Raw genomic sequence first — 26,789 nt, forward strand, 5'->3', positions numbered from 1 at the left:
TTTTTGTTTACAATCAGAAAAAATTAGCAACAAAAAAATAACTATTTGTTATTGAAATTCTTCACAAAACTTTTTTAACAATGAACCAATTCTGCGTATAATAGGAGAAAAAAGGACGGAACTATGTACACAGACGATTCACTGGTATTGCATACTGATGCATACCAAATCAATATGATTTACACCTATTGGAAAGACAAAATCGATCAAAAGCCAGTGGTCTTTGAAGCCTATTTCCGCAAGATGCCCTTTGACAACGGCTACGTTGTTTTCACTGGGTTGGAACGACTCGTTAAGGCGCTAACAAACCTTCACTTTACTGATGCTGATATTGATTACTTACGGTCTTTAAACCTCTATGAAGAGGGCTTTTTGCACTATTTAAAGGATTGGCGGTTAACGGCGACCATCCGCTCGGCTATCGAGGGCGAGGTCATGTTTAACCACGAACCATTAATCCAAGTCGATGGACCGTTAGTGGACGCCCAATTGTTAGAAACTCTCTTATTGAACATCATCAACTTCCAGACACTGATTTCAACTAAAGCAGCCCGAATCGCTTCAGTTACCGATGGTCAGCCCTTGCTTGAATTTGGAACCAGACGGGCCCAGGAACTTGATGCTGCTCTCTGGGGAACTCGAGCTGCTTATATTGGCGGTTTTGATGCCAGTTCAAACGTCAGGGCGGGCAAACTTTTCCAGATTCCAATCTCAGGGACGCATGCTCACGCTTTGATTCAGGCCTACCAAAGTGACTATGCAGGTTTTCTTGCCTATGCGAAGACCCACCATGATGTTGTTTTCTTGGTTGATACCTTTGACACCTTAAAATCAGGCGTGCCAAATGCCATCAAGGTGGCCAAGGAATTTGGCGACAAAATCAACTTCCAAGGAGTCCGGATTGATTCAGGTGATATGGCCTACCTATCAAAGAAGGTTCGGACAATGCTCGATGAAGCTGGCTTCCCCAATGCCAAAATTTACGCCTCCAATGACCTGGACGAAAATACCATCTTGAATTTGAAAAGTCAGGGGGCCAAGATTGATGTTTGGGGCATCGGTACGAAACTGATTACCGCCTACGACCAACCAGCCCTTGGTGCCGTTTACAAAATGGTCAACATCGATGGGCAAAACACCATTAAGTTGTCCAATAACGTCGAAAAAATTTCCACGCCCGGTAAAAAACAAATTTGGCGGATTACTGATAAGAAGGATGGCAAGTCAGAAGGTGATTATTTGACCTTCTTTGGCCAGGATCCAAATCAAGTCGAGACACTCCACATGTTTGATCCGAACCATCCCCTTCTTTCCAAAGAGGTCACTGATTTTCAGGCAACGCCTATTCTCCATGACATTTTCGTCAATGGAAAATTAGTCTACGACCTGCCTACTATCAAAGAAATTAAGGCCTACGCCAAAAACTCACTGGATAATCTGTGGGATGAGTACAAACGCATCTTAAATCCGGAAACCTACCCAGTTGATTTGGCACAGGACCTCTACGATGCCAAAAACGACTTAATTCAAACCATCCGTCAACAAATCAAGGAGATGAAAGCATGAGACCTCTTCAAGCCAAAATTATCGCCGAACTACACGTACAACCCGTGATCGATCCGCAGGCCGAAATAAGACGGTCGGTTGACTTCTTAAAGCAGTATTTGACCCATAGTGTCTATCAAGGATTGGTCATGGCCGTTTCTGGTGGGCAGGATTCAACATTGGCTGGTAAATTAGGCCAAATGGCCATTGACGAGCTAAGAGAAGAAACAAAAGAAGATTATCAATTCATCGCCATCCGCCAGCCTTACGGGCAGCAGCAAGATGAAGACGACGCAAAAGCAGCGCTTGCCTTCATCAATCCTGATCAGACGATTACAACCAATATCAAATCAGCGACCGATGCCATGGTGACATCTTTACGCGCGGCTGGTTTAGTCGTTGATGACTTAAGCCGGGGTTCAATTAAGCCCAAGATGCGTATGATTGCTCAGTATGCGGTTGCCAGAGAACACCAGGCAGTTGTGATTGGTACCGATCATGCGGCCGAAGCCATTGCCGGCTTTTTCACCAAGTACGGTGATGGTGGCACGGATATCAACCCCCTCTGGCGGTTAAATAAGCGCCAAGGACGGTCCTTGCTTGAAGCTCTTTCAGCTCCGACTCATTTGTATGAAAAGACACCAACAGCTGATTTAGAAGACGACCGGCCACAGCTACCAGACGAAGTTGCCCTAGGGGTTGCTTACAAGGCCATAGACGACTATTTGGAAGGCAAGCAGGTTGCAACTAGTGATGCCGAAAAAATTGAATCACTCTACTTAAATAGCCAGCAAAAGCGACATGAACCAATTACGATTTATGACACTTGGTTTTATTAATCATTAACAGCAAAAAAAGGACTCCAGATTCTACCACATGGTAAATTCTGAAGTCCTTTTATACTGTTTTTTTTCGGCAAAAAAAAAGCAAAACTTTTTCAAGTTTTGCTTTTCTTTGGAATCTCCCAAGGTCGCCTGATTAACTCAGTGCTCCCGCTCGGATTCGAACCGAGGACCTTGGGATTAAAAATCCCCTACTCTAACCAACTGAGTTACGGAAGCAATCCTGTGCCTTAGCACATTTATATATATTACCGAAGCAAGAGTAAAAAAGCAATACCTTTTAAAAAATATTTTTACTTTTTTTATTGCTCTTCATCCCCATCAGATAAGTCATCCAAGTCATCTGAACCGGCTAATTCCGTCAGGTTATCTTCGATGGCTTCGTCCTTTTCAGCATCGTCGTCATCTTCGGCATCATTGCCATCACCAGTCTTAGCATTGTGACCTTCAAGGTCATCAAAGTCATCGTCTTCTGGATCATCATCGTTATAGTCAATCACGTCGTCATCGGCTGATGCAGAATCAGCAAAGACGTTAACCTTCTTAGAGGCCTTCTTCTTCTTTGGCTTTTCTTCTTCATCATCAATTTCGTGAATTGATTCATCGATTGCATCGACTGGATACCATGAACGCAGAGCCCATTCGTTATTTCCCAAGGAAATAAACGAACCGTCAGTGTTCAAGTCCGTATAAAATTGTGACAATCGACTTTGGAACGCATCCGTATCGATTTCCAAAAAGTTTTGGATGGCCGTTACTAAATCAGTAAAGGCCATGGCCTTCTTTTCTTCTGCTAAAATGGCCGTAGCGATTTCCACCAAGGACATCTCTTCCTTGAGTTGACCGTTTTCTAAATTTGACATGGCTCTCGTCCTTTCGCGCTTCTAACTAGTTGAGTATACTGGATTTTGGCCCAAATTGCAAGGCAACCTGGTATTGACCAACCACTTGATCATTGGCAGACAAGGCATAGGCTAAATCTAAAGACCCGGCTAGCTGAACTTCATCAAAGGTAAAGTCAAGCTGGCTGGTATTGGTTGAAAGCAGCATCATGCCTGCCACTGTTTGATAGGGTTGGTGTTCAACCAAACCAGGTTGGAAGACCATCCGGGTCTTCGTCACGTTGTGGCGGCTGAGGCTGATTTGATTTTCGCTAAACTTAAAGACGACATTGGTCTCACCTTGATCGTCAATCTTTTCGGTGTAGGCCAGGTATACACTATCACCCTTGATGGTTAATACACCGGTTGTTTCAATTTCATACCGCTCGTCACCTGCATCTTGAAAGACCTGGTGACTAATTTTTACTTGTACTTCTTTTTGGCTCATTTGGCTAAAATTGCTCCTAATATTTTCACAAACAGCTAAAGTCTATTATAATAAGAAAAAGTACGAAGGGAAAGGTCAAATATGTCGGAAAAATTAGCACACGAAAAAGTTCTCCGCGATCCAATTCACAAATTCATTCACATCCAAGACCAATTAGTCTTAGACCTGATTAATACGCCTGAGTTTCAGCGACTCCGCAGGGTTGAACAACTTGGCGTCACTGCCTTTGTTTTCCACGGGGCCGTCCATGACCGTTTCGGCCATTCAGTCGGTGCCTACGAACTAGCTCGACGGATTACCGATTACTTTAACGAATACTATCGCAGCAAAACACCCGGTGACGGCCTTTGGAACCCAGAGGAACAGATGCTGACGGTCGTCGCCGCTCTCTTACATGACGTTGGCCACGGTGCCTTTTCACACACTTTTGAGCACCTTTTCCACACCAACCATGAACAGATGACCCAGGACATTATTACTGGCGACACCGAGATTAATCGGATTTTGCAGTCATACAGTCCTGATTTCCCCAACAAAGTCGCCTCAGTGATTGCCAAAACCTATGAAAACCCACAGATCGTCCAACTAATTTCCAGCCAATTAGACGTAGATCGAATGGACTACCTTCTCCGCGACGCCTATTACACCGGTGCAACTTACGGTGAGTTCGATATCGACCGGATAATGCGCACGATGAAGCCTTGCAAAACCGGCATTGTCTACGATATTGCTGGTATGCATGCTGTCGAAGACTACATCGTCTCCCGCTACCAGATGTATCTGCAAGTCTACTTCCACCCGGTTTCACGGGGGATGGAAGTTATCCTAGAACATCTCTTAGGGCGTGTCAAAGAGCTTCTTTCACAGGGACACAATACTGGCGATTTGGTTGGTCCTTTGCTGGCGCCTGTCTTTCAGCCCGACCATGATTTAACCATTGATGAGTACCTACGCCTTGATGACAACCTCTTTATGACGGCCATCAATGGTTGGCAGGACTATCCTGACCAAATCTTAGCAGACCTCTCATCTCGATTCTTAAACCGTCGGCCGTTCAAGTCCATCCAAATTAACGACCAGTCGGCACCCTATCTAGCTGAACTCGAGCAAATCGTTAAGGATGCCGGCTTCGACCCAGACTACTACACCGCTCAAAATGACGCCTATGACCTTCCTTACGATGATTATAAGCCAAGCGAGAAGAAGCCACGGACCCAAATCGAGCTTGTCTTAAGCGACGGTAGCCACCGTGAGTTATCACAACTCTCGGCCCTTGTTGCCTCCATTAAGGGGCGTGCTTCCTTGGACCAACGCTTCTTTTTCCCAAAGGAAATGCTCAACAATGGCCCAGACGACCTCTTCTCCCAGGTTCACCAAAATTTTCGCTCACTAATTAAAAATGATACATTCATCCCTGGTGAACATTAAAAAGCAATGACGGTGAAAAAATCGCTGTCTACCACAGATTTTCCACACAATCAAACCCATTTTATCTATGAATGGTCTGCTGGAAATCAAAAATCAAAGCAGATCATTGAGTGACCTGAGGACTGACACCCGCTATTCGATTGGTGACAGTCCTTTTTCTTTGCACTTAATCCATTTTGTCTTCTTGAGTAATCTGTTTGGCACCATCATCCGACCCTTGCTAAAGATAACCACTTGTAATTTTGTCTTTTTGATTACTTGGACCTAGTAAAACCCCGAAATTTTTTCTAAATTTCGGGGTTCATATCAAAGGGCAACACTTTTTATTTTATGCAAATTTGCTTGTGCTTAAAGGCTTACTTTTGTGCCAACAAGGCCAAAGCGCGGTCAACGTCAGCTGTCTGGTCGGCAATCGTCTTCACCCGGTTTTCAATCACCGCTTGGTCAATCACGATTTCACGAGCCAAACCTGGCTGACCCAACTTAGGCGTGAAAAAGTCCTTGAATTCGGCCAAGTTTTCCGCTGTCTTGAAAATCCGCGAAATCACCGTTACGTAAGATGAGAAGGACATGTCACCACCGAGGCGATCTTCCAACCAGTCCCAGTTATTCTTTGCCCAGTCCCAGGCCAAAGCTTGACCCTTGTCATTGCCCAAGATACCTTGGAACCAGCCACGGAGGTCTTGTGGCTTGATCACATCAGCATTCTGGTAGTTGGCAACCAAGGTTTCCAACTGACTTTCATCCTGGCTCGTTACCAAAGCGGCTTCCAAATCAGACTTCAAGGCCGCTTCCGCCGTCTTTTGGTAGTCCGTCAAGAATTGGTTGAACTTTTCTTGCGTGTTGAAATTTTGGATTTCGTTTTTCAAAATCACTGCCCGACCATTGGCAGGCAACTTCGTAACATCCCCACCAGTCTCTTCAAAGACTTGGTGAGCATGAGCCACCAAATCAGCATTTTTGGCAAAGAGGGCTGCTGACAGGACTTCAGCTCGTACCATTTCATCGTCAACACTTTCACCAGCACGTTTGTCAAAGCCAAGACGAATCAATTGTTGCTTTGAAAGGTCATTGACAAAGGTCTGCAAGTTCTTTTCCAAATCAGAACCATCTGTCGCAAAGGCTTTGACCTGAGCAATTACTTGATAAATCAGTGACTGAACCAATTCAGACGTTGAGTCTGCCAACTTTGGCAAGACCCAAAGCAAATCAGCAAAGGAGCCTTGACCAGCTTGGGCCAACAACAAGTTGTTTTGCAAGAATTGGGCTTGCGAAATGGCGTTGGCCGTTTCCAAATTTGCCACCTGTTCGGCCAAAAGTGTGTCATCGTATTGCACAATATAATGACCAGTATTGCCAACGTTCAATGTAAAGGCGCCATCACTTTCACGTTGCAGTGTTTCGTAATCACCTAAATCCATGGTTTCAGTCGTCAACAAATCTGGTGCCGAGACGGCAGAGGCAGCCAACGGTACCTGCCAAATCCGGCTATCGGCATTTGGCACAGCTGATTTGTCACCACCAATTGAGAATGGCTTTTGGCTAACCTTAACGCGACCATCTTCCACCTTGACAGAAACAACTGGATAACCTGGTTGTTCCAACCAAGAATGCATGATCGCACCAATGTTCTTGCCAGATGCTTCACCCAAGGCGGCCCAGAGGTCATCACCAGTCGCATTGCCGTACTTCTTCTTGGCAAAGTATTGCTTCAAACCATTGCGCAAGGCGTCGTCTCCAATCAAGGCACGGACCATGACCAACAAGTGCCCACCCTTGGCATAGACAATGGCGGGGTCAAAGAGTGCATCGATTTCTTCTGGATGATGTACCTCGACGTGAACGGGCTGAACACCCAAAATGGCATCACGGTGAAGCGCCTTTTGAACTTCAACAGCGTTGAAGGATTCCCAGATATGCCAGTCAGGTTCCAAGAAGTCTGTCGCTACGTATTCCATCATATTGGCAAAGGACTCATTCAGCCACAACTCATCCCACCACTTCATGGTCACCAAGTCACCAAACCATTGGTGAGCCAATTCATGAGCCACGATGGTCGCCACATATTGCTTGGTTGCCGTCGAAGAATTCTTTGGATCAACGAGCAAGCAAGCTTCACGATAAGTCACAACACCCCAGTTTTCCATGGCGCCAGCCGAAAAATCAGGCAAGGCCACTTGCCAAGAATGTGGCAATGGATACGGTGTCTGATAGAAGTCTTCGAAGAATTCGATTGACCGCTTTGCAATGTCAAGTGCAAAGTCCAAGTTATCAGCAGGGTGAGCCTTGGTAGCAAAAACCCCAATTTCAACACCAGAGTTCGTCTTGGTCTTTTTGCTTTGCAAGTCACCCAAGGCAAAGCCTAGGAGGTAGGTAGACATCTTGACTGTCTTGTCAAAATAATGCACGCCCTCTTCGACCTTTTGCTCTGGCATGTTTGAGATAACTGATTCCTCTGGCTTTTCATCAAACTTAATGGCCAAAGAGAACGTTGCCTTGGCTTCTGGTTCATCGATGCTTGGAAAAGCCTGGCGGGCAAAGTAAGTTTCAAATTGTGTGGAAACCAATTGCTTGGCTTGGCCATCAACATTGTAATAAGATGGATAAATTCCATTCATATTGTCCGTTAAGGGAGCATGGTAAGTAACCTCAACTTCAATTTCACCAGGTTGATCAGCCTTAAAAGTCACTTGATCTTGGTCATTGTCCATTGTAAAGTCAACCGCTTGACCGTTGACTTTTAATGTTTCCACCACTAAGTCGTGTTGATGTAATGCTAAATCAGTCGTCGTCACGTGACCCGTAATTGTCGTTTTTCCAACAATCAACTTATTTTCGCGTGAGATATCCAAAAACAAATCATAATGATTGGGTTGGAATGTTTCATAAAGACGTGGAATTGCAGCCATGAGGCACCTACCTTTTATTAAAAATTTATTAATATATAATTAACAACAATGCCATTATAACTAAAAAATGAGATAAAAGATAGTAAGCAAATGCGGAAAGGCGAACGCTTGCCTCATAATCTGGAAAGCCCTATAATTATTAAGAAGAAGACCTTTCAATGGTCAATCCATTTATGAGAAAGAGAAGCCCATGTCGATTTTATTGATTATCGCCTTGCTCGTGGGTGCCGTTGTTGCGGCTAACATTGTTCAACCCTTTGTCAAGCGTATTCCAGAAGCACTGATTTTAATTGTAATCGGTGCCCTTTTTTCCATCCTACCAACCTTTCACGGCTTTCAAATCAATTCCGAGTTCTTTTTATTCTTGATTATTGCTCCCATCATGTTTCAAGAGGGACAAAGCCACCCTTACAATACCATCCGCAAACACGCCAAGACCATTATCCAACTGTCAGTCGTATTGGCGCTTTTTACGATGGTCTTAGTTGCCTTAGTCAACGCCAACTTCCCCACTAAGTGGCCATTGGCCTTAACGATTGCTTTGGCAGCGATCGTTGTCCCAACGGATGCCGTGGCCGTTAAGTCAATGACCAAGGGCCTAACCATGCCTAAGGGATTAAATAAGTCACTTGAACTAGAGTCGCTTTTTAATGATGCAACCGGAATTGTTTTACTGGACCTAGCCCTTTCATTCTTTACTAAGGGGTCTTTGTCACCGATGACAGGTATCGGCTATTTTCTTTTTGTATCCTTAGGAGGCCTGTTAGTTGGCGCTATCCTTTCTTTATTAGTAGTTGGGTTACGGATGTATTTAAACTTCCACGCAACTTCTGCTCAGGCAACAACCATTCCCTTAAACCTCTTAACTCCCTTTGTTATTTATATTGTCGCTGAGCACCTTGGCACTTCCGGTATTTTAGCCGTCGTTGCGGCCGGCTTAGTGCATAACTGGGAACATTCAAAACTGCAGCTCATCGCCACCGAAAGTCAAATCGTGACCGCTACCATTTGGCAGACCACAACAACCGTTTTGAACGGGATCGTCTTTGTAATTTTAGGTCTAGCACTACCAGCCATTTTCAAAACGATGACCCACTTTGGCTGGATCGGCTCACTGATTTTGCTTGCCCTGGCTGCAGCCATCTACCTGGCGATGTTTTTAGGTCGCTTTCTTTGGGTGACACTCCAAAGTGATCAAAACCTAACCGAGTTCTTTGGTAAAAAACATACAAAAAACCGTCGAATTCGCGCCCGTCTCTTTGGCCTTTCTGGCGTCCACGGGGCCGTTACCTTGGCCTTGGCAATGTCATTACCAACCAAAATCAATGGTCGCCCCCTGCCTTTCTTAGATGAAATTCAAATTGTGGCCACCCTCGTGATTTTGCTTTCCCTTGCTGTTGCCAGCGTGTCTCTGCCCCTTTTGCTGAAACCAGAAACGGCAGAGTTTAGCCCGGAGGATCTCGATCGCGTCCGCAAGCAAATGATTGACACGGCCATTATTGCTGTCGAACAGTCCTCAGCAAAACACGCCATTAAAAAAGCGCTCAGTCAAACCTTGCAAACGCAAAAGTTTACCAATGGTCGTCGATTGGCTCAAGCTGATTTTACGACGGCCGTCCTGCCACTCATGAACGCTGTCTTCGATGAATTGAACGACTATTTGGATTCCGATCACGTTCAACAGAACTTTGCTGAGAACACGATTGCCATCTATTCTAAGATTATTCAACGTGGCCTGATTAACCCAGCTACCAAGCGGCATCCATTGATGCACTTGGTCCGTAAACTCCGACGGTTGCAAGGGGAACTCCGGTTCCACATAAAGACTCGTACCTTTACCCGTAAACAACGTGCTCGTTATCAGCAAGAGCACCTTAAAGCACGTCCCAAACAGCAACGAATGATGGCTAATTTCCGTGATAACCGTCACGCTGTTTGGGCCTTAAACGCTGATACCCAAAGTTATGCTGACCAGCTGCTCGCCAAGCACTTGGCAGAACAAATGATTGCTGGCCAAGAAACCGGCAATATCGACCAGGTCAGGACCCTCTTAGATCGCTTCTTTGATTTGGTTGCGCATGATTATCAACACGTTAATGTCACGGTGCCTGCCGAAGCTTACATTCACGCATTCGGACATGAATACCGTTTTGTCACTAGCGAATTGGAGAAAAAAGCAATTTCACCAGCCCTTGGTGACCAACTTTATCACGAAATTAACCAAGCCCAGACTCTCCAATTAATGGACTTCACTGCTAATTAAGACTAAGCATCGCACATAAAAAACCAGGCACTTTGCAATAAAGCAAAACGCCTGGTTTTTTTATTCTTCTAATTGCCCTACTTGGCCCTTAGCGCAATTTTTCGTAAATTGGTAGCAGCGTCTTTAGGGCATGAATCAAGGTTTCTGTTAGCTTCTCCTGGCCCATTAATGGCGAATCAGCCGGTACCTTCAAGCCAACCAAAATCTCAGCCGCCTTAACCTTTTCATAGCGATCCACCGCATTCGAATAGCTGGCCAATTCCTGATTTTCATTTACCATATGGTTTAATGATAGGCAATACTCTCTTGGTAGCTGAGTCACTTGGTCCACCACCGTCCGCAGCTTTGGCAAAATGTTAGCCAAATCCTTGGGCTTCATATTTTCCTCAACGGCCAGGTAAAGATACAAGTTATCCGCCCACAAACCCAACTCGAAATGGGGCATCATCTTATAGCCCCGCTTATTCGGGGCAAAGGCCACCCAAGTATTATCTGGTGCATTGGTCTTACGCATTTTATGCTTGGCGACGTGTGCATACCACTCCTGACCATCTTCTTTTAAAATTGGTAATGCCAAATCGGCAAAGTCCTCGAACTTCGGATCAATAATTGCGCGAATTTTATCCATCCGTCCATCCAAAGTTGGATCGGCAAAAACAAGAAAATCCTGTTGGTTAAACATTTTCTTTCTCCTTTTCCTGATCGTCCTTACTAAAGAACGGGAATTCCGTTAACCATGTCATTAGAATAAAGCCCACGACCAAAATCGTTGCCAAAAGGTCCAACCAAATCAAGAAAACAGCAATCGACGCCAAGGACTGGTAAACACCGGATCGATGGAACTGGATATCAGCAAACCAAACAAAAACGCGGTTTAAGAGCATTAATAACGATAGATCAATCAATGTCCCCACTATCACTGCTAAAAAGGACGGACGGGCAGCCTTTACCGGTAAGCGGTAGTTTACCCAAATCAAAAAAATCCACAAGCCAATAATGACCAGCCAGCGAGTTGGTGAGGCAATCACAATCCCGGTCCAATGGTTAATCAGCAATGCCGTAATATTCCCAATCAAAATGATGGCGGCAACGGTTACCAACATGACGATTAACCATAGAAAGGCCCAAAGTCTTGAAAGAATTGGTAACCCCACTTCTTCCTTATCAGCAATTTTGTTGAAGGTACTGCGCAAAACGGCCAAAACTTGTGATAGCGACCAAGCAATAAAAATTAGTGAAAAAGAAAGATAAGATTTTGTATTAGTATGGGCAACCGAATTCACAATTGGTGTTAAAAAGTTAGCAATCGAAGAAGGCAACATCTGTGCCAAAACAACCACTACATGCTCTGTTTTCAAATTCAATGCCGCAATTGTCAACACGAACATGATCAACAGTGGAATCAGTGTCAAAACCACATAGTAGGCAAAAGTTGGCCCAACTAACGTTAACTGTGCACGGGTAAAATAAGTCACTAGAGCATCAGCCCGAAAACGGTGGTCCAGATAAGCCCAGATTTTTTTTAAACGTTTTTTCATAAATCCTATTATGCCATAATTACAAGCAAAAAGACCTCACAGTTTGAGGTCTTTTTAAGTTGAAAAAAGCTAATTTTAAAGTTAAACAGATGGAATTTGACCCAAAGCAGTCTGGGCTGCCAAGTTTAAGACAGACCATTGACGGTCATAACCAGGCTGGAAGAAGAAGTCGGCTTCGGCCAAGTCTTCCAAGGTCATCTTGCCCTTAATTGCTAAGGCAATCGTGTTCGCATGGGCGGTAACTTCGGCCTTTGACAAGACCTGGCCACCCAAAATCGCATGCGTCTTAGGGTTGAAAATCAGCTTAACACTAATTTCTGGGTTCCCTTCCTTGACGAATTCAGGTCGGATGGTCGCTTCATACAATGAGGAAGCAATTTCTAAGTTCATCTTAGCGGCATTATTGGCGTTCACACCGGTTGTTGCCAGGTTGTAATCAAAGACTGGCAAAGCGGATGAACCATTAACACCAGCAAATGAACGAGCAGGCTTATCCATCGTCATCGTTTCGATTACATAGCGTGCTTCGCGACGAGCAGTTGAAGCCAAAGCAATCGGTGCTGGCTGGCCAGCTGGAGCAAAGAGTGGCAAGATTGCATCACCAATCGCGTAGACATCCTCGGCAGATGTTCGCAAGTATGGATCCGTCTTAATCCAACCACGTTGGTCTAAGTCGATTGTTCCTTGCAAGTACTTCGTATTTGGCTTCACCCCAGCCGCAACAATTGCCAAATCAGCATCAAACACTTGACCGGCATCGTCCTTGACCTTGGCCAACGTACCATCACCCTCAAAAGCAGCAACCGTATGACCGAGGTGCAAGTTCACTCCATTCTTTTCCAATTCAACCCGGACCTTTTCAGCTAATTCAGCATCAAGGTAATTCCCCAATGGGCGGTCAATCAAGTCAATGACTGTGACCTGCTTGCCTGCCTTCGCAAAGACTTCAGCAGCTTCGATTCCAATGTAACCAGTTCCAACGACAACAACGGAAGAAACAGCATCATCGTGCAACTTATCGTAAATCTTAGTTGCCCAATCACGACCACGCATCAGATAAACATTATCCAAATCAGCACCAGGTACTGGGATTGTCGCTGGCATTACACCAGAAGACAAAATCAACTTATCATATGAGTCTTCCAAAACTTCACCGGTCGCCCAGTTCTTAACGGTTACCTTCTTAGCATCCGTATCAATCCCAGTCACTTCATGTTGCGTCAAAACTTTGCCACCAAACTTTTCCAAATCAGCCGGCTTAAAGTTGCGAACATCATCACGGTTTGTCACCTTGTCTTCTAAGAATAATTCCATTCCACAAGACATAAAGGACACAAAGTCGCCTGCTTCATAAACAGTAACTTGTGCATCTGGGTACCTAGTTAAAGCTTCATGTGCGGCTTCATGACCACCATGAGAGGCACCAACAACAACAACTTTCATTTTCATCCTCCGTTAAAATAACATCAATTTGCTATAACAAAACTTCACATACATTATAAAATTTTTTCAGCGTGAAGCCAAGACTTTTTTAAAAAATTTCAGTTAGACCATTTTTAGGACCCCTTGTTTTAAAATAGCTGACCAATGCTAAAGTGAATCACAATCGTTAAAAGCCCAATCCAAATATTTCTGATAATCGCTCGTTTCACCATTCCCTTCGATAAGAGAGCCGAAATAAGACCGGTCAAAGAAACCGCCATTACCGTTGCCAAAATTGCTGCAATATATTGATACTTCATTGGTGATAAGAGTAACGCCAGCAATGGTAAGGCACCACCAAGAGCTGCCGAGAATGTTGAAGCAAAAGAGGCCTCAATTGGTGAAACGTAATGACCAAGGGTCATATCATATTTAACGGATAAAATCGTTTCTAATGGTTTTTGTGCTAACAATTCAATCGCAATGGCCTTGGCTGTTACGGTTGTCACACCCCGGTCTTCATAATAGGCTTGAACTATTGTCAACTGTTCATCAAAGTCTTCTTTTAGCGCCACACGTTCACGATCAACGGCAACCCGCTCACTATCAGACTGCGAGGAAACGGCTGCAAACTCACCCGATCCCATTGATAAGGCACAGGCCAGTAAGTCCGACAAGGCGGCAATGACGATGACCAGCCGGTTGGTTGTCGCTGCCGCAACTGAGAAAACAACCCCAACAACGGTTAAGATGCCGTCGTTTGAACCGAGGATTCCGGCTCGAATCGCATTTAGCCGCTCTTCCATGGTTTGACCGTTCTTTTTTTTCTCAAAACGATCAGTAACTCTACTGCAAACATTTTTCATCTTTTTCTCCTCCATTAGCGAAAGAGTGAACCGATTGCTAACGTCACAGCCATCGTTAATATTCCCGCGACAAGGTTCCTTAGGGCGCCTCGCAAGCGGTTAGCACCATTAATCACGGCAGCTAAATAACCCGTAATTAATAATGCCACTAAGACTGCTAAAAAGGTCGCTGCAATCCGCCACTCTGGTTTTGCTAAGCCCATCAATGTCATTGGAAAGGCTGCTCCGGTTGGGAAGGCGAAAAAAGAGACGATAGCAGCACCACCCGCAGAAACCTTGGAATTTAACGAAAAGCCAAAGCGTTCACGCACCATTGTTTCTAAAGGATCCTTTGCCATCATTTCTTTTGTCGCCTGCAAAGCCATCTGAGCTGAAATGCCATCAGCTTGATACTTGTCTTTGACAAAATTAAATTCTTTGTCGTAATCTTGGTCTAAAATCTTCGATTCTTCTTTTCGAGCCCGATCCTGAGCATCCCTGGACGATTCAACCGAGACATACTCCCCCATCGCCATCGAGACCATACCGGCTAGCGTTCCGGCAAAACCAGATAGCATTACGGCCGTTAAGCTCTGGCCCGCACCGGCAACACCAATAATGATCCCGGCAACCGATAAAATCCCATCATTGCCTCCCATGACGCCCGCACGAACCAAGTTGTTTTGGGCCATTAATGATTTCTTTTTCATTCTCAATAATCCTCCTTAATTAAGAATGGTTCTAATATAGTTTATCAGCTCCGTTTTCGTTTGTCAAGCATATCTATCAGTTCAAATAAGTATCTTTTCTAAGTCATTAATGTCCACTTTATTCTTATTTATATAATTAGTTAAGAATAATTCTGGCAAATAACTACAAATTTTAAAATATTTGACAAGAAGTCTTTGAATTGTTCTAAGCACATGTTATAATCGTAATGTATTCGATACATTAGGAGGGGAAAATATGCTTGATCAGCTGAAATCCGTTTTACAAGAACACAAACTTAAGGCAACTAATCAACGGTTGACCTTACTAGAGTACATGATGAGTCACGATACCCACCCTACGGCGGAAATGATTCATAATGATTTACCAGATATTTCTCTAGCAACTGTTTATAATACTTTAGAGAAATTTGTTAATGCTAAATTAGTCGTCGTGATTGAGGGAATTTCAGATGGTAAGCGTCACTATGATGCCGCTTCTCATCCCCATTATCACGTCATTAATACGCAGACTAACGAGATTATCGATGCAGCTAACTTTGACCCTGCGCCCTTGATCAAGGCTGCCCAAGCTGCAACCGGTTTAAAAATTACTGAGTATCGAATTGACTTGTATGGCGTCAAACCAAATGTAAACGACTAATTAACAATTGCAACACAAAAAACCAGTACTGAAAAATTTCAGTACTGGTTTTTTTGATGCCGCTTGTCTTTTAAGTCATTTTAACTTGGCTTATTCATGACAGTATCCCAGAAGGCATTAATAATTTCCTTTGAGATACGACCATTCGTTCCATCCAGATAGGAATTCAATCCTGGAATAGCCAAAGACATAGCAAATGGTTGACCAGGAACATAAGCCACCATTGATTCAGTATAAGTTGAATGACCATTGGTCGTTGTTTCAGCAGTTCCGGTCTTAGCATAGACCTCTGGCGACAAGCCATGCAAACTAGAGCCCGTGTTATGCGGATCCGAACCGTTGGCCACTCGGTACATTCCATTCTTAATGACGTTCCACTGGTCAGTCGTCAAAGAAACTTGACCTTGAAGTTGTGGCTGCGCCGTCCAAACGGTCTTTTGGTTCTTACCCGAAACATCACTTTGCAAGACCGAGCCAACCAAGTGTGGCTGAACTAAGTAGCCACCATTGGCGATGACCGAAACGTAACGGGCCAATTGCATTGTCGTGTAGGAATCGTACTGCCCGAATGATTCGTACAAATATTTTCCAATATTAGCACCACTTGTCGGTCCACGATAACCGGCTGTTTCGCCATCAATATCAATCCCAGTCTTTGTCCCTAAGCCAAACTGTGCCAAACCATTGCGCAACGTTTGGAAAGCATCCGAACGAAGCTTCAACTGTTCACCGGGAGAATAAGTCTGGCCACCAATTTTCATTCCTAATTGAACGAAATAGGTGTTCGAAGACCGCTCCAAGGCCGTTGGTGCATCAACGGCAACCGGACTACCGCCCTGGTTCCAGTACGAAGTAATGTTTGGCGTTCCTTGAATCTTAATCGCCTGATCATACATCGTATTGTTTGTTGGTGTGACCACACCCTTTTGGAAACCAGTGGCTAGAATGGCTGGCTTCACAACAGACCCCATGACGATGGCAGCATTAATGTTTCCTAACGGATTAGCCGTCTTCGTTCCAGTTTTACTATCACGACTAACCCCACCCATGGCATAAATTGCGCCAGTATAGGGATTAATAACAGTCGCATAAGCCCCCTGCACATCACCACCAGGTAAATTATCTTCCAAAATTTGTTGTACTTTCTTTTGAAAGGCAGAGTTAATCGTCAACTTCAAAGAGTCACCAGCCTGCCCCTCGTACTTAATATCAGAACTCTTGACACCATTCATCGTCGAAATGACCGTTTGCGACGGTGAGCCCTTCAATAACGATTCATACTGCTTCTCAAGAGCAAAGCTACCAACTGGTTCATTTTGTGAATAACCCTGTGCCAATAGTATGTGCAACCTGTCTTCCGGCAAACCAGTCGATTCATTGGTTACCGTACCAACCATTGGTTCGAAATCATTACCTTCAGGATAATCACGAGAGAAAGACTCACCAATCTTGATACCAGGCATATCGGACAACCGTTCGCCAATTTCAGCCTGAGCCTTATCAGAAACACCTGATTCTTGGATATAAGTTGTCGATAGCGCATAGGCTCCTGACATCTTTTGGAAAATCATTGCCTGATTGGCATCAATATCCTTGTCCAGATTATGATTCATCACGTACTGAGCTTGGTAAGTACTTAATTGAGTAGACGACCAACTATCAGCAGTCTTCCCATATTGCTTTTGTAACTTCGTTTGAATCTTTGTCGCTTGTGTTGGGTTTGTCGCGAGGTAGTAATCAGCCTTCGCCCGGTCACTTAAACGACTAGTATCGATTGAAATATACTTTGATAGCGTCTTGGCAATCTTAGCAATCTGGGTCGAAGTCGTTAATTTACCTCTCGTATAGGTAATAGCTGCCTCGGGTTTATTGCCGGTAATGACCTTTCCGGTACTATCATATATCAGGCCACGCTGAGCACTGCCTAATTCAACTGTTTCATCAGACTTGCTCACCTCTGTTTCAAAGGCTGGCCCCTGTTTGATTGTCAAAAAGGCCAATTGAATAATCAATGCCAATGTTAAAGCAATGACGACGCCTAAAAGTAACTTTAGCCGGGACGGCAAGTTTGCTCGAGCATCATTTTTATCACGGTCTTCAAGGTAAGGATTGCGCTTCATTTGAATTCTTTCCATTTATGTTCATTATGATTCTCTCTACTTTACCATAAAAAGCGAATTTATCGCTAAATTTCAACCGAATTTTGTTATTCTAGAGGCATGAATAATTACAGACAAATCGCTCAAAAATACCTTTTTTCTCCAGTCACACTTTCTTTTCTGATTCCAGTTATTTTAATGACTGCTTATTTTGCTGGTCGCGGGATGACCCCCTTTGGTTCATCAACCATTTTAACGGTTGATTTAGGCCAGCAATACCTGGATTACTTTATTCAGTTTAAGCATACACTTCTATCTGACCCATCTGCCTTTTTTTATTCCTTTTCATCCGGAATTGGTGGTGACATGGTTGGTGAGTGGTCTTATTATTTAATGTCACCATTTAACCTACTCTTCTTACTCGCCTCAACGAAGACCATGCCGATTTGGATTCTAGTCGTTACCGTTTTAAAAATTGGTTTGGCCGGCTTTTCCATGGCGCTTTTAATTAAGAAGATGAATTGGTTATCGGGCTACTGGATTCTGATTTTCGCCATTAATTACCCGCTCTCAGCCTGGTTTATCGCTAACGATTTAAACTTGCTGTGGCTGGATACCGCTGCCATTTTCCCTTTGCTGATTCTTTCATTGGAACGACTTCTGGCTCACCATGGTTCTGGAGCCTTTTTAGCAATGTTGGTGGCAACGATTATCACCAACTATTACATTGCTTGGATGGTGGGGCTCTTCTTATTTCTTTACGTGCCCTTTCGCCTCCTTGATAGTCAAAACAAAAATCGGCTAAAAATCATTTTCACATTGGTAAAATCAGGACTCTTAAGCATTTTGTTAACCGCTTGGCTCTGGCTACCAACCTATGCCCAACTAAAGATGGGGAAAACGACCCACAATTCCACCTGGTTATTCAAATTTGATAATAACCCGCTCTTATTATTTCTGAAGTTAATGCCGGGGTCCTTTGATTTTGATCAAATGCAAACCGGTCAAGCTAATTTTTTAGTAGCACCATTAATTTTAATTGCCCTCTGGGCCTTTTTTGCTAGCAAGAAGGTTTTACTTCGCGAGAAATTGATGGCCGGCCTCATCTTAGTGATTTTAATTTTGGCAACGACCTTTGCGCCATTGATCTTACTTTTCCATGGCGGACAGTACCCCGTTTGGTATCCAGCTCGGTTCTCTTTTTTAATTTCTTTCTTTTTAATTGTCTTAGCTGCCAAGGGTTTTCAACCAACTTGGCAGCCCGGCCTGCTCGCCCGTACTTTTTACCTTGTGGCTGTTTTAGCGCTGACAATTTGGGGATCTAGCCAGTTGCTGAAAGTTTCTTACCTAGATAAAAACGCCCTTCTCGGCTTTCTCTGCGGTTATCTTTTAACAATCCTAATTTTAATTGTGCTAGACGACGATAAGCAAGTGAAGATGTTACTCCTATTGATTGTGACCACGGGTTACCTGATTTTCAATGCCGGTAAAACGTTAAACAATCTTTCCTATCTAACAAAGGCCACCTATGAGGCTGGTGTCACTCGACTCACAGCGGTTTCCAAGGCAGCCACTCAACACGATAATTCTTGGTATCGCATTAGCCAGGGCCTCAGTCGGACCAATAACGATGGCTTTTCGGCTAATTTTAAGGCCGGCAGCCATTTTTCATCCCTGCTCCCTGCCACTACAGGTAAGTTTTACCAAAACATCGGCCAAATCGAAGGCGATTCAAAAATTTCCTATGTTAATGGAACGACCATCACAGATTCCCTGCTAGCCTTTAAATACTTCATCAAAACAACTGGCCACCTAAATACTAGTGCTGCTTATTTGAAGCAAAGCAATCGGCCCGACTACGATCAACAAAAAACCGTTGCCAATGGCAAGAATTGGGCGCTAAAAGAGAATCCAACAGCTCTCAGCCTCGCCTATGCAGCTTCAAATCAAGCCTTGACTACCCCACTATCCCTACGTTATCCCCTAGTCAACCAAGCCAACCTCCTCGCCAATCTTGCCGGTCAATCAAAGCAGCAATTACTATACCGAGAGCCTTTCCGAGTACTCAAAACTGAAAACCTAACAACGACAGCAGATTTGACCGGTGGGACAATTCAAAAGGTCAATAAAGATCAGAAAGCCGTCTTAACCTTAGCTTACACACCAACAACTAATGATTCTTACTATCTTAATATTGGTGGTGCAATCAACCTCGATTCAGTCGACCTCCGACTAAATGGTGAACTTCTGACCCAGTCAAGTTCATATGACCATACTGTGGCCTTGAATCTCAATACCAACAAGCAGGGCCAGACTCAAATCTTAACGATTACCTTAAATGCTGGCGCCGATTCGCGTTACCTTGACGACTTTGCCATCTACTACTTCGATCAGCAAGCCGTTAACCAGGATCTAGCAAAACTAAAGCAGCACTCACTGACCATTAAAAAAGCCAACTCACGCAAAATTAGTGGTACGATTGTCACAACAGCCGACCAGCCCTTAATTATGACTAGTATTCCAGCTGCCTCGGGTTGGCAGGCCAAGGTTGATGGCAAGGTGGTCAAAACAAAGACGGTGCTCCAAGGTCTGATTGCGATCCCAACAAGCCCTGGTAAACATCGTTTGACCTTAAGCTATACACCACCGCTGCTAGTTCCCGGTCTCTTTTTATCAATCCTAACAGCCCTCTTAATCGCTGCCGCTGCATCCTTTAAAAAGAATCGACGAGAAACCTTGCGCCGAGGCTAGGACCGTGATATATTCAACGTGCTGTATTTTTTGTGCTACATGGCACTGAAAGGAAGAGAACCATGGCGGAAGAAAAAAAATTCCCAATGACGGCCGCAGGTCGTGACAAATTGCAAGCGGAGCTTGACGACTTAATCACCAAGCAACGTCCAGAAATTACTAACCGCATTCAAATCGCACGTTCCTACGGCGACTTGTCTGAAAACTCTGAATACCAATCAGCGAAGGACGAACAAGCCTTTGTTGAAGGACGGATTGTTACTGTTCGCAAGATGATTGAAAACGCTGAAATCATTTCAGCTGACAACTCTGACAGCGATGAAGTAACGTTGGGTAAGGAAGTAACCTTCAAGGAACTGCCAGATGAAGATCCCGAAACCTATACCATCGTTGGTTCTGTTGAAGCAGACCCAATGGCTGGTAAAATTTCAAATGAATCACCAATGGCTGCTGCCTTGCTTGGCAAGCATAAGGGCGACACTGTCAAGGTGCCGTTACCTAACAACGTTGAAATTCAAGTTGAAATCTTGTCTGTTAAGGCAAAGCAAGACTAAGTCAAAAAACCACTCAATTTGCTTTGAGTGGTTTTTTCTAATATTAAGGTAAAATCAGCAAAGTAAAAGGCAGGCCCTTCCCTTCTTGGAAGCGCCTGCCTTTTTGATTTATATTATGTTGCTGATGGTAATCAATTAATGAATTATGAAAAGGAGTGAATGTTACCAATCAAGATGGCACCAACCAACACCAAGAGCGTTCCGGCAATGATAAACTTCATTTGAGTAGAAGTCTTCTTTTCATGCAGGATGTAGATACCACCAAAGGTACCAACTACGATACTCAACTGTGACAAAGCAGTGGCAATTGTTTGACCAACGGCTGGGTTAGCAGATGAAACGAACATGAAGATATTTCCAAAGGCCCAAACCAAACCAGTTAGCAAGTTCTTCCAAGTTGGCTTTGAGAACATTTGCTTTCCTTCGCGGAAAACAAAGAGCACGATAATCAGTGAACCAATAACCTGACCAATGGCCTGAGGACCAACGATCGCCGTCATATAATTCAAGCCATGGCCAGCAGACTTAATATCTTCTGAGATATAACCAATCTTTGACAAAAAGTTAGGCAAAACGAAGTAAAGCATGAAGCCCGCAGTTGACATGACTAAGTAGAAGATTCCCTTAGCATCGATTTTTGAAGGCGTTGCTGCAGTCTTATCTGGCTTTGAAATAAAGGTCGCACCAGTCACAACTAGGGCAATCGAGATAACCCCGACAATCCACATAGCTGCGTTCTCCCACTCGCCCAAGAGAGTGGCAGCCAATAAGGCGTTCATGATAATTTGGCCGGCTGTTGACAAAGGCATTCCTAATGAAACACCCATTTCTTTGAAGAGCAAAAACTGGAAAACCATTCCCATGGCCCAAACCAATCCTGATAAAATACCAACAACCCAAATTTCAGAACCAAGGTAGAAGCCATGTGGCAATACAAAACCGAAGAGTGTCAGCATTCCGAAAATCAATGCTCCGATTGACATTCCAAAAGTTTGTTGTGAGGCTGATCCGCCCATCTTTGTTGATACAAGCCCAACTGAACCCCAGAATAAAGCTGGGAGCAAGGCAATTAAAATTGCAAAGTTCATAATGTTTAAGTTCCTTTCACTTATCTTACAAGCTATATTCTACACGAATGTAAACGGTTACACAACTTTTTTTACAAAAAAATTTCAAAAAATAATAAAAAGCCTGACAAAGCAGGCTTTCAAAGGTTAATTTTTATCGTACTGAGCTAAGTTCCAATTTTCAATAATTTGGATAATCAGCTTTGGATAACTAGGGTCTGTAGCATAACCATCAGTTGACAATGCTTGAGCAGCATCCTTGTAATTTTTAGCGGCCAAAACATCAGCAAACTGGTTAGCATTCCAAGTATTGCCATTGGCGATTGTCTTAGCGTGCGCTTTCATCGAATCTTGATAAGAATCATAAACTGCAAAGCGAGCATTCTTCGTCACCGTTTGACCGTTTTCAACTTCTTGAGTCTGCAAAACGACTGATTTACCAGCCGTAGTATCATCCGTCTTCACACCATAATAATTATTATACTTTGATGACAACGCAGAATCGTCCCAGTTTGATTCATGGATGGCCTGAGCGATTGAAATTGATGCCAAGATCCCATACTGGGATTGCAGATTCTGGCTGTATGGCGCAATCTTTTTAATAAAGGCTAAACGACGATCAAATTCTTTCTTACCACCATTTTCTGCCAGTAAAATAGCAGTTGATGCTGGAATTTTATTGGCCTTCAACTGGGCATAGTACGGCTTTAAGGTCTTATTCGTCTGTTTCAACATGGTCATGACCAAGTCTTTAGCCGACTTTTCTTTCTTGAAACGATAGATTCCTGGGTAAACGAAATCATACAAAGTTTGGTCACTCTTGGCGTTTAAGAATAACTGTGGATATTCCTTCTTAGCCTGCGCCATCAAATCACTATCACTATAGGCAGCCAATAAATCAGACTTTGATACACCAGCGGCATCAGCAATCGTTTGTGCTGTCTGATCTGCTGTCTTCGTATTTGAAATAAAGGTATAGTCAGAAGACAAGACCGGTTCAGCTCCAGAACCCTCTGTTAATTCTTGATAAATCTCAGCGATATCTTGAACCTGTGACAACGGATAAGTGCCACCCGCAATATTCTTAGCCCCATACTTATTTGCATAACTAACAAAGTAGTGACTGTTGCGGATAATCCCCTCTTTTTGTAACTGGGCACCGATTTGCTTGACGCTCGCCTTATCCTTGACTGTCACCATTGTTACCGTGGTGTCATTTGGATTCTTAGCCTGATATCCTTGGCGATTGAACCAGAAGACCCCACCTGCTGCCAATAGCAAAACGAATAGGATCATGATAATTCGGAACCGCCAACTATGTTTTTTTGTTTTCTTTGACGATTGCCGACGTTTTTCAAATTCCATTTGTAATGTTTCCAATCTTCAATCTTATTTCGCCTGGTCAACTCGATTTGTACGGGAATTTAACCAGTAACTCTTAGTATACTCCCCTTGCTAAGAAAATATAATAAAAAACATAATGAGTGCGATAACGCTGTACTCATTATGTTTTCTTTTGGCTAAGTCATTATACAATTAGGCCATCAATTCTTGCACATCACGAGCAATCATCAACTCTTCATCAGTTGGCACAACCAGTGTCTTAATCTTTGCATCGGCAGCTGAAACATCAGCCTCTTCACGGCAACCAGTGTTCTTATCCTGGTCAATCTTAATACCAAAGTACCCTAGACGGTCAACAATTTCTTCTCGAACCCAATCAGCATTTTCACCAATTCCGGCAGTAAAGACCAGGGCATCAGCACCACCCATTTCAGCAATGTACTGACCAATGTAGCGAACAACACGGTCAACAAAGATTTTAATGGCCAAGTCAGCCTGTTCATTATCCTTACGAGCAGCCAAAAGGTCACGCATGTCACTTGAGACCTGTGAAATCCCTTGCAACCCTGACTTTTTGTTCAAAATGGTCAACATTTCTTCATTTGACAAGTTTTCCTTGGTTTGAATAAAGTTCACCAAAGAAGCGTCCACATCACCTGAACGAGTCGCCATCGTCACGCCTGCCAATGGTGTGAAGCCCATTGATGTATCAAATGACTTACCACCCTTAACAGCCGTGATTGAAGCGCCGGCCCCAAGGTGCAAGGTAATCAACTTCAAGTCCTTCAAATCCTTACCTAAGATATCAGCAGCGCGGCCAGCAACGTAGCGGTGTGAAGTTCCATGAGCACCATACTTACGTGCACCATACTTTTCATAGTATTCATAAGGCAATGAATAAAGGTAGTTGACCTTTGGCATTGTCTGATGGAAAGAAGTATCAAAGACGGCAACAGAAGTTGCGTTTGGCAATAACTTTTGGAAGGCACGAATTCCCAATGCATTTGCTGGGTTGTGCAATGGTGCATAATCAGCCAATTCATCAATTTTAGCTAAGACATCATCGTTAACCAAAACAGACTTATCAAAGTATTCACCACCAGCAACAACGCGATGACCAACACCAACGATTTCGTTAAAGTCTTGAATAATATCCAACTCTGATAACTTTTCAAGCATCAAGTTAATGGCAACTTGGTGATCCTTGATGGCAGTAACAGTCTTAAACTTAGCCTTGTCACCAGATACCTCAACGTCATCATTTTTAGCCGCTTGATCATTGGCTGCAAACTTGATCGTTACAATGGCGTCATCCATTCCAATTCGTTCAATTAACCCTTGGGCGATTACTTGCTCTTGTGGCATCTCTAAGAGCTGAAACTTCAATGAAGAACTACCGGCATTCACTGCCATAATCTTTGCCATGAAAAAAATCCACCTATCTTTATTTTTTAATTCATTTCTAACTTACTTTAGTTTACCCCAGGCTCGGATATCTTGCAAAAATTCTTGCAAGGCCTTTTGGTCCTTAACAGAGGGATACTGTCCCATCAAAACTTCTTGCTTTGGCAGCGCATTTTTCTTCCGCAAAACCAAGAAAGCTTTCGCCTGTTCCTGATTTTGAAAATACTCAGCTGGCAGTGTTAAAAAGGCCTTTAATTGAGCCTTTTTTGAGAATAATTTCAAGATAGACTCATGCCGTGACCCTGTTAATAAATCATTTGGCACAATGAGATAAATCCAGCCATCATCCTTCACTAAGTCTAATGATTTTTCAATCATCAAATAGTGAGCATAAGATTTCCCATCTTGTTCCGAAAAGGCTGTGACAAAACTTTCCGGCGCCGCTTGCGGGTAGTAACCGATTGGTAAGTCACCAATTACAACATCAGCTGGTGCGATTTTCTCTTTTGCCAAGCTAATAACATCCCCAAAAAGCAGTGTTGGATCTTCTTGCAGTGCGGTCGCTAATTCACTGGCCAAAGCAAGCTGACTCTCATCGTTATCAATGCCGGTTGAGTCGGTAGCCGAAAGGCCATGGCGACTAAAGCTTTCAACGATTGTCCATAGCAGGTTGCCGGTGCCAACGACCATGTCCGTGATACTCGTTTGTTCATTAGGGTTAGCTGTTTGGTAAATCAGCTCGCCCAAGAGATAACCAATCCCATCTGGGGTTAACTGAAGGTTAGCTGGTAACTTATCCTCTCGATCAGCTTTCAGAACCAAAAGTTGCAAGATGTTCCGTCGGTCGCTAAAAGGCAAGCTTGTCCAGTCAACTTCCTCTAACGACTGTAATGCCTTTTTAGAATCAGCAGCTAATTGGTCATGGTCGGAGCTAAGAATTTCTTTTTTATTCAGCCTCTCTAAAGCCATTACAAGGGCTACTCGATTGGTAGTTTTTTCTTGATCTTTCACCGTCATGACGGCTCGATCAATTTTTTCAAAATATGCAGGAATTTGTCGATTTATCATGGTCTTATTCTAGCCCTTTTTGCTGGTCTAGACAAGGCTAAGGGGTTAAAAGTGGCCGATAGTAATCCTGATTTTTCGAAGTAATTTTAATCTGCCTTTTCTCCGGCTCAATTACCCAAGAATCACCCTGAATTTGGCCAAATTGTTGGTTATCTTGGCAAAACAATCGTGATGCTTCAATTTGTTTCGTATCGATAGTCGTTATTTTCAGCAGCAATAATTGCGTATGCAGCTTTTGGTGAAAAATTTTTGTTTGTAAAAAAAACATCAAGCCAATGAGTGTCAATGTCAAAATGGTGGGTAACAATAAGTAAGCCGGCTGACGGTTTCGATGCTGGCGTTGTCGGTTATTGACCATCTTTTCCCTCTCTACTTACAATAGTCTGCTTGGTCTTGGGTAAAAAGAGGATTCCGCTCGCTTTCTTGTGTCCCTGAGACAAAACAGTCAAACGCTGGTAGGTTCCAAAATTTTCAACCCGTAAATCGTCAATTCCTCGTAATAAAAATACGCGACCGTTATGTGGCCCATCCAAAACTAAATAATTCTTGAAAACTCTCAACGTTACCGGCTTACCACTAGTTTTCCTCAAATGAATTTCACGAGTTTGAACTTGATCCAATTGATAGTGTTGCCGACCTAACTGGGTTAAAGCTGCCTGAACATCAGTCGATAAATCTTGTGTCTGCCCCTTCTTCCTTTGTGGCAAAATGACCATTAACGCTTCAAAGACCATTGCGGCCACCGCCAGGGCCATGATTGCTTCTACCATAGTAAAGCTACTTTGGTTATTTTTACTGGCAATGACCGTCATGATTGCCCTCTTCCTTCCGTTTTTGTGTTTGGTCAACAAAAGATTGCCATCTCTCTAATGCTTTTCTTTTTTCTTGATTGGCCACCTGATTTTGCAAAATTAATTCCTGCTGCTTTTGCTGATAATTGTGCAATGTTTCTAGTTCAAAAACGACGACACCTGTCATTAACGTCAGTGCCATGATTCCCTCAACGAGGA

Annotated in this window: 23 protein-coding genes and 1 tRNA gene; 7 read left to right on the forward strand and 17 right to left on the reverse strand. The window is 43.6% G+C overall.

Features of this window, described 5'->3' with window-relative positions; genetic code table 11:
• Positions 1-123: 123 nt before the first annotated feature.
• Both ACSYSH_RS03075 and nadE read left to right on the forward strand, forming a co-directional pair.
• Positions 124-1,566, forward strand: coding sequence for a nicotinate phosphoribosyltransferase (locus ACSYSH_RS03075; protein WP_491702401.1), 1,443 nt, complete (start codon positions 124-126; stop codon positions 1,564-1,566).
• Positions 1,563-2,384: an NAD(+) synthase gene (nadE, locus tag ACSYSH_RS03080; protein WP_489815918.1), complete on the forward strand. Its 822-nt coding sequence runs from the start codon at positions 1,563-1,565 to the stop codon at positions 2,382-2,384. Before ACSYSH_RS03075 ends, nadE begins: the two co-directional genes overlap by 4 nt.
• A 148-nt stretch (positions 2,385-2,532) precedes the next feature.
• On the opposite strand, the gene ACSYSH_RS03085 is transcribed toward nadE, so the two are convergent.
• The 3 genes from ACSYSH_RS03085 to ACSYSH_RS03095 all read right to left on the reverse strand — a co-directional run bounded on the left by ACSYSH_RS03085 (position 2,533) and on the right by ACSYSH_RS03095 (position 3,716).
• Positions 2,533-2,606 (reverse strand) — tRNA-Lys (locus ACSYSH_RS03085).
• An 83-nt stretch (positions 2,607-2,689) separates the two neighbouring features.
• Positions 2,690-3,250 carry a DNA-directed RNA polymerase subunit delta gene (rpoE, locus tag ACSYSH_RS03090; protein WP_489815919.1) on the reverse strand — a complete coding sequence of 187 codons (561 nt, stop codon included), beginning with the start codon at positions 3,248-3,250 and terminating at the stop codon, positions 2,690-2,692.
• A 25-nt stretch (positions 3,251-3,275) separates the two neighbouring features.
• Positions 3,276-3,716 (reverse strand): YwiB family protein, encoded by a 441-nt coding sequence (locus ACSYSH_RS03095; protein WP_491702400.1) that lies wholly within the window; start codon positions 3,714-3,716, stop codon positions 3,276-3,278.
• 81 nt (positions 3,717-3,797) lie between these two features.
• On the opposite strand from ACSYSH_RS03095, the gene ACSYSH_RS03100 reads away from it, so the two are divergent.
• A complete protein-coding gene (locus tag ACSYSH_RS03100) occupies positions 3,798-5,144 on the forward strand; it encodes an HD domain-containing protein (protein WP_252773614.1) in 1,347 nt (448 codons plus the stop codon).
• A 356-nt stretch (positions 5,145-5,500) separates the two neighbouring features.
• Here ACSYSH_RS03100 and ACSYSH_RS03105 read toward each other — a convergent pair whose 3' ends face one another.
• Positions 5,501-8,053, reverse strand: coding sequence for a M1 family metallopeptidase (locus tag ACSYSH_RS03105; protein WP_491702399.1), 2,553 nt, complete (start codon positions 8,051-8,053; stop codon positions 5,501-5,503).
• A 190-nt stretch (positions 8,054-8,243) separates the two neighbouring features.
• Between ACSYSH_RS03105 and ACSYSH_RS03110 the strand changes: the two genes are divergently transcribed.
• Positions 8,244-10,316 carry a cation:proton antiporter gene (locus ACSYSH_RS03110; RefSeq protein WP_489815922.1) on the forward strand — a complete coding sequence of 691 codons (2,073 nt, stop codon included), beginning with the start codon at positions 8,244-8,246 and terminating at the stop codon, positions 10,314-10,316.
• An 88-nt stretch (positions 10,317-10,404) separates the two neighbouring features.
• On the opposite strand, the gene ACSYSH_RS03115 is transcribed toward ACSYSH_RS03110, so the two are convergent.
• The 5 genes from ACSYSH_RS03115 to ACSYSH_RS03135 all read right to left on the reverse strand — a co-directional run bounded on the left by ACSYSH_RS03115 (position 10,405) and on the right by ACSYSH_RS03135 (position 14,831).
• Complete coding sequence (locus tag ACSYSH_RS03115) at positions 10,405-10,998, reverse strand: DUF1054 family protein (RefSeq protein WP_252773611.1); 594 nt, start codon at positions 10,996-10,998, stop codon at positions 10,405-10,407.
• Positions 10,991-11,854 (reverse strand): YihY/virulence factor BrkB family protein, encoded by an 864-nt coding sequence (locus tag ACSYSH_RS03120; protein WP_491702398.1) that lies wholly within the window; start codon positions 11,852-11,854, stop codon positions 10,991-10,993. The genes ACSYSH_RS03115 and ACSYSH_RS03120 overlap by 8 nt, the downstream gene beginning before the upstream one ends.
• A gap of 81 nt (positions 11,855-11,935) precedes the next feature.
• On the reverse strand, positions 11,936-13,303 hold the full coding sequence (locus tag ACSYSH_RS03125; protein WP_420842361.1) for an FAD-dependent oxidoreductase: 1,368 nt from the start codon (positions 13,301-13,303) through the stop codon (positions 11,936-11,938).
• A 122-nt stretch (positions 13,304-13,425) separates the two neighbouring features.
• Positions 13,426-14,142, reverse strand: a complete 717-nt coding sequence (locus ACSYSH_RS03130) for a VIT1/CCC1 transporter family protein (RefSeq protein WP_252773608.1) — start codon at positions 14,140-14,142, stop codon at positions 13,426-13,428.
• Between the two features lie 14 nt (positions 14,143-14,156).
• Positions 14,157-14,831 (reverse strand): VIT1/CCC1 transporter family protein, encoded by a 675-nt coding sequence (locus ACSYSH_RS03135; protein ID WP_491702397.1) that lies wholly within the window; start codon positions 14,829-14,831, stop codon positions 14,157-14,159.
• A gap of 256 nt (positions 14,832-15,087) precedes the next feature.
• Between ACSYSH_RS03135 and ACSYSH_RS03140 the strand changes: the two genes are divergently transcribed.
• Positions 15,088-15,492 (forward strand): Fur family transcriptional regulator, encoded by a 405-nt coding sequence (locus tag ACSYSH_RS03140; RefSeq protein ID WP_252773606.1) that lies wholly within the window; start codon positions 15,088-15,090, stop codon positions 15,490-15,492.
• Positions 15,493-15,572: 80 nt separating this feature from the next.
• Here the strand turns inward: ACSYSH_RS03140 and ACSYSH_RS03145 are convergent, their stop codons facing one another.
• On the reverse strand, positions 15,573-17,612 hold the full coding sequence (locus tag ACSYSH_RS03145) for a peptidoglycan D,D-transpeptidase FtsI family protein (RefSeq protein WP_252773605.1): 2,040 nt from the start codon (positions 17,610-17,612) through the stop codon (positions 15,573-15,575).
• Positions 17,613-17,711: 99 nt separating this feature from the next.
• Here ACSYSH_RS03145 and ACSYSH_RS03150 point away from each other — a divergent pair, with 99 nt between their 5' ends.
• Together ACSYSH_RS03150 and greA are read left to right on the forward strand one after the other, a co-directional pair.
• Complete coding sequence (locus ACSYSH_RS03150; protein WP_491702396.1) at positions 17,712-20,342, forward strand: YfhO family protein; 2,631 nt, start codon at positions 17,712-17,714, stop codon at positions 20,340-20,342.
• A 62-nt stretch (positions 20,343-20,404) separates the two neighbouring features.
• Positions 20,405-20,896 (forward strand): transcription elongation factor GreA, encoded by a 492-nt coding sequence (gene greA / locus ACSYSH_RS03155; RefSeq protein WP_252773603.1) that lies wholly within the window; start codon positions 20,405-20,407, stop codon positions 20,894-20,896.
• Between the two features lie 143 nt (positions 20,897-21,039).
• Here greA and ACSYSH_RS03160 read toward each other — a convergent pair whose 3' ends face one another.
• From ACSYSH_RS03160 to ACSYSH_RS03190, 7 genes are all read right to left on the reverse strand, one after another.
• Entirely contained in the window at positions 21,040-21,984 is a 945-nt protein-coding gene (locus ACSYSH_RS03160; RefSeq protein WP_252773602.1) for a GRP family sugar transporter, read from the reverse strand.
• 126 nt (positions 21,985-22,110) lie between these two features.
• Complete coding sequence (locus tag ACSYSH_RS03165) at positions 22,111-23,328, reverse strand: glycoside hydrolase family 73 protein (protein ID WP_252773601.1); 1,218 nt, start codon at positions 23,326-23,328, stop codon at positions 22,111-22,113.
• Between the two features lie 171 nt (positions 23,329-23,499).
• Positions 23,500-24,732 carry an acetate/propionate family kinase gene (locus ACSYSH_RS03170; protein WP_489815924.1) on the reverse strand — a complete coding sequence of 411 codons (1,233 nt, stop codon included), beginning with the start codon at positions 24,730-24,732 and terminating at the stop codon, positions 23,500-23,502.
• 42 nt (positions 24,733-24,774) lie between these two features.
• A complete protein-coding gene (locus ACSYSH_RS03175; protein WP_252773599.1) occupies positions 24,775-25,779 on the reverse strand; it encodes a class I SAM-dependent methyltransferase in 1,005 nt (334 codons plus the stop codon).
• 37 nt (positions 25,780-25,816) lie between these two features.
• Complete coding sequence (locus ACSYSH_RS03180; protein WP_252773598.1) at positions 25,817-26,137, reverse strand: hypothetical protein; 321 nt, start codon at positions 26,135-26,137, stop codon at positions 25,817-25,819.
• Positions 26,127-26,591 carry a hypothetical protein gene (locus tag ACSYSH_RS03185; protein WP_252773597.1) on the reverse strand — a complete coding sequence of 155 codons (465 nt, stop codon included), beginning with the start codon at positions 26,589-26,591 and terminating at the stop codon, positions 26,127-26,129. The genes ACSYSH_RS03180 and ACSYSH_RS03185 overlap by 11 nt, the downstream gene beginning before the upstream one ends.
• Complete coding sequence (locus tag ACSYSH_RS03190) at positions 26,572-26,772, reverse strand: hypothetical protein (RefSeq protein ID WP_252773596.1); 201 nt, start codon at positions 26,770-26,772, stop codon at positions 26,572-26,574. The genes ACSYSH_RS03185 and ACSYSH_RS03190 overlap by 20 nt, the downstream gene beginning before the upstream one ends.
• Positions 26,773-26,789: the final 17 nt, after the last annotated feature.

The sequence above is a fragment of the Fructobacillus sp. ESL1117 genome (genome assembly GCF_058508565.1).